Genomic DNA, 483 nt, shown 5'->3' with positions numbered 1-483 from the left:
GACTACCCGGGTATCTAATCCTGTTTGCTACCCACGCTTTCGTACCTCAGCGTCAGTTTGGGTCCAGGGAGCCGCCTTCGCCACTGGTGTTCCTCCGGATATCTACGCATTTCACCGCTACACCCGGAATTCCGCTCCCCTCTCCCAAACTCCAGCACGCCAGTCCCAAGTGCAGTTCCCAGGTTGAGCCCGGGGCTTTCACACCTGGCTTAACGCGCCGCCTACGCACGCTTTACGCCCAGTAATTCCGATTAACGCTCGCACCCTCCGTATTACCGCGGCTGCTGGCACGGAGTTAGCCGGTGCTTCTTCTATAGGTAATGTCAAGGGCAGCCGTATTAAGACTACCTTTTTCCTCCCCATTGAAAGTGCTTTACAACCCTCAGGCCTTCTTCACACACGCGGTATTGCTGGATCAGGCTTGCGCCCATTGTCCAATATTCCCCACTGCTGCCACCCGTAGGCTGTCTCTTATACACATCT

At 55.7% G+C, this 483-nt stretch carries 1 rRNA gene; it reads right to left on the bottom strand.

Annotated features, from left to right (window positions below):
* A 16S ribosomal RNA gene (locus tag ACTHSL_RS12950) occupies nt 1-483 on the bottom strand; the annotation flags it as partial.

The organism is Neisseria sp. P0008.S010 (assembly GCF_051962715.1).
Taxonomy (GTDB): Bacteria; Pseudomonadota; Gammaproteobacteria; order Burkholderiales; family Neisseriaceae; genus Neisseria; species Neisseria elongata.
This window is presented reverse-complemented; position numbering and strand designations above follow the sequence as displayed.